This window comes from Candidatus Symbiopectobacterium sp., assembly GCF_020054415.1.
In the GTDB taxonomy this organism is placed as follows: domain Bacteria; phylum Pseudomonadota; class Gammaproteobacteria; order Enterobacterales; family Enterobacteriaceae; genus Symbiopectobacterium.
On record NZ_JAHWCO010000412.1, the window covers coordinates 1 to 2,248 of the forward strand.

General features: G+C 55.7%; 4 protein-coding genes. All 4 read left to right on the forward strand.

The genetic code is table 11. The features are described from left to right. The first annotated feature begins 139 nt into the window (after positions 1-139). The 4 genes from QZ506_RS12075 to QZ506_RS12090 are packed head-to-tail and all read left to right on the forward strand — an operon-like array spanning position 140 to position 1,936. Positions 140-373, forward strand: coding sequence for a DUF2732 family protein (locus QZ506_RS12075; RefSeq protein ID WP_291971332.1), 234 nt, complete (start codon positions 140-142; stop codon positions 371-373). Beyond that, positions 373-600: a TraR/DksA C4-type zinc finger protein gene (locus QZ506_RS12080; RefSeq protein ID WP_291971326.1), complete on the forward strand. Its 228-nt coding sequence runs from the start codon at positions 373-375 to the stop codon at positions 598-600. Before QZ506_RS12075 ends, QZ506_RS12080 begins: the two co-directional genes overlap by 1 nt. Before the next feature lie 38 nt (positions 601-638). After that, entirely contained in the window at positions 639-1,448 is an 810-nt protein-coding gene (locus tag QZ506_RS12085; protein ID WP_291971328.1) for a Dam family site-specific DNA-(adenine-N6)-methyltransferase, read from the forward strand. 26 nt (positions 1,449-1,474) lie between these two features. Next, a complete protein-coding gene (locus QZ506_RS12090) occupies positions 1,475-1,936 on the forward strand; it encodes a hypothetical protein (protein ID WP_291971330.1) in 462 nt (153 codons plus the stop codon). The last annotated feature ends 312 nt before the right edge of the window (positions 1,937-2,248 follow it).

Sequence of the window (2,248 nt, forward strand, 5' to 3'; positions counted from 1 at the left end):
CCGCGCTGCTTGAGGGCCTTGTTATAAGAGGGCCAGTTGGTGATTTTAAAATTTTGTTTTGCCATGGAGACCTGATTTTGAAACAACTGTGGTGATCTGCTCCGATGATTACCCAAAAGTTCTATTTATTCAACAAAGCCTGCGAAAGACTAAAACCCGTACCTCCAGAGCCTTCCTGGACGCCACCGGCGTTAACCTGCTGTTGAACGAGGCACGGATGGATGAACGCCGGGGGTGTGCCGACGTGTTCGCCGCTCGCCTGGAAAGGCTGGCTCTGCATATCACCGGTAACAGACTGGGCAGTATTGATGCTGCCGAACTGCTGCGAGATGTCGCACAGCGTATCCAGAACAACGCGCAGGAGAGCCGCTGATGCCCGATGCAATGGATGTTATCCAGTGGCACGAGGAAGAAGCGCGTCATCGCCATATTTTCCGCGCGTTATCCAGACACAGTGCGGTTTCGCGGGTGCGCTGTGTCCGGTGTGATGCACGCATCCCGCCAGCCCGCCGCCGTGCGGTTCAGGGCGTGCAGTACTGCGTGACCTGCCAGGAAACCAATGAGCGTAAACACAGACACGACAGCAGGAGGAAAGCATGAAACCGATCTTGAAATGGGCAGGCTGAAAGTCTCGTCTGATGCCACGCTTAAGGCCTTTGCTGTCAACGGCGGATTGTCTGGTTGAGCCGTTTGTGGGTGGCGCATCGGTCTTTCTCAATACCGATCACCGCCGCTATGTGCTGGCCGATATCAATCCCGACCTGATTAACTTCTACCAGGCGGTGATGGATGCACCTGAAAGCGTTATACGGGCCGCGCTACCCCTGTTCAGACACAACAATAACCACGAAGACTATTACCGCTCGCGTGCCGACTTCAACCAGTGGCGAGTGTTCGTGGGGATTGAGCGTGCTGCCGTGTTCCTGTACTTGAATCGCAATGGCTACAACGGCCTGTGCCGCTACAACCTGTGTGACAAATTTAATGTCCCGTATGGTCGTTACAAAAAGCCGTATTTCCCTGAAACGGAAATCCACCTGTTCGCCGAAAAGGCGCGCGATACCCATACCCGGTTTGTCTGCCTGCCCTTTGAGGAAACATTGGCGTTTCATGTAGATGAACACTGCGTTGTTTATGCCGATCCGCCTTATTTCCCGCATGAGGACAGAACCGGCTTCGCAGGATATTACATTAAGCCGTTTCAGGACGACGCGCATCAGGCACTGGCTGATGCGCTGATGGAAGTCAACCGGCGGCGGGGTGCGCCCGTTGTGCTCTCTGGCACCCCTAGGACGCATGCCGCTTATCGGGGCTTTACGTTTCACTACACGCACACCCATTACAGCGTCGCCAGCAAGGGGGTCGGCCGGGGTAACGCTGGGGAAATCATTGCCACCTTATCTGCCCGAGCGTGTAGCGCTTCACCCCTAGCGGCTACGGCTGCCTGACAGGTCTTTTGATAGGAGAGAGGTTGATGAACGTGAAAAATCCCTTGTTTTTGCCCGCCACCCGGCGCTATGCTAGCACGACATCGACAAAAGTAGATGTTGGGTTTAGCAGCACGGAAACAAGAGCGGACGACCGCTATTTCTCTTTGCGGTTTTTTTACGTCCGTCAATACCACAGTTGCGCCCAGATTATGGTGGGGCGTAACGGGGGAGCGCATGCGCTCGCCGGGTTCTCTTGTGCCGGTCTGCTAACCCTGTTACGTCTCACCACCCTGTTTAGCAGCGGGGTGGTGAGGTTGCAAAACCTTACAAGAGAGGCCGCCGCTATGGTTGCTACCCCCCCCCGTGCTTTACCTGAAACCCCGTCCCTTGACTGTTACCGCAGGCTGCACCGCGCGCGTGAAACCACCCGCTGGCTCTTTCTCGATCTGCATACCCGTCCCCCTAATGGACTGAATCAATATTACCTGCCGTTTGTTTTTTCCTAGCTAGCCGATGACCTTGGCGCCATTCATCAAGAGCTGAGCGCGCGTGGCCTGTTTGCGGCCTTTGAGTCACCGCGGGAGGGCGGCGATGACCAGTAATAATCCTGCTGCACTCACGTTTACCCACGCGCGGGGGCCTAACCGTGGAACGATAAGCCCTTACTGCCGATCGATCGCGGTATCCCGACCCATGAGGAGATGCACCGCGCCGCACGCCGTCAGGAAGACTATCTTCAGGCGAAAAAGTAGGTCTATAGCCAGTTGGAAAGCGTCAGCGCCAGCCTTTACTGGCGCTTCGACCAGCGCGAAAAACAA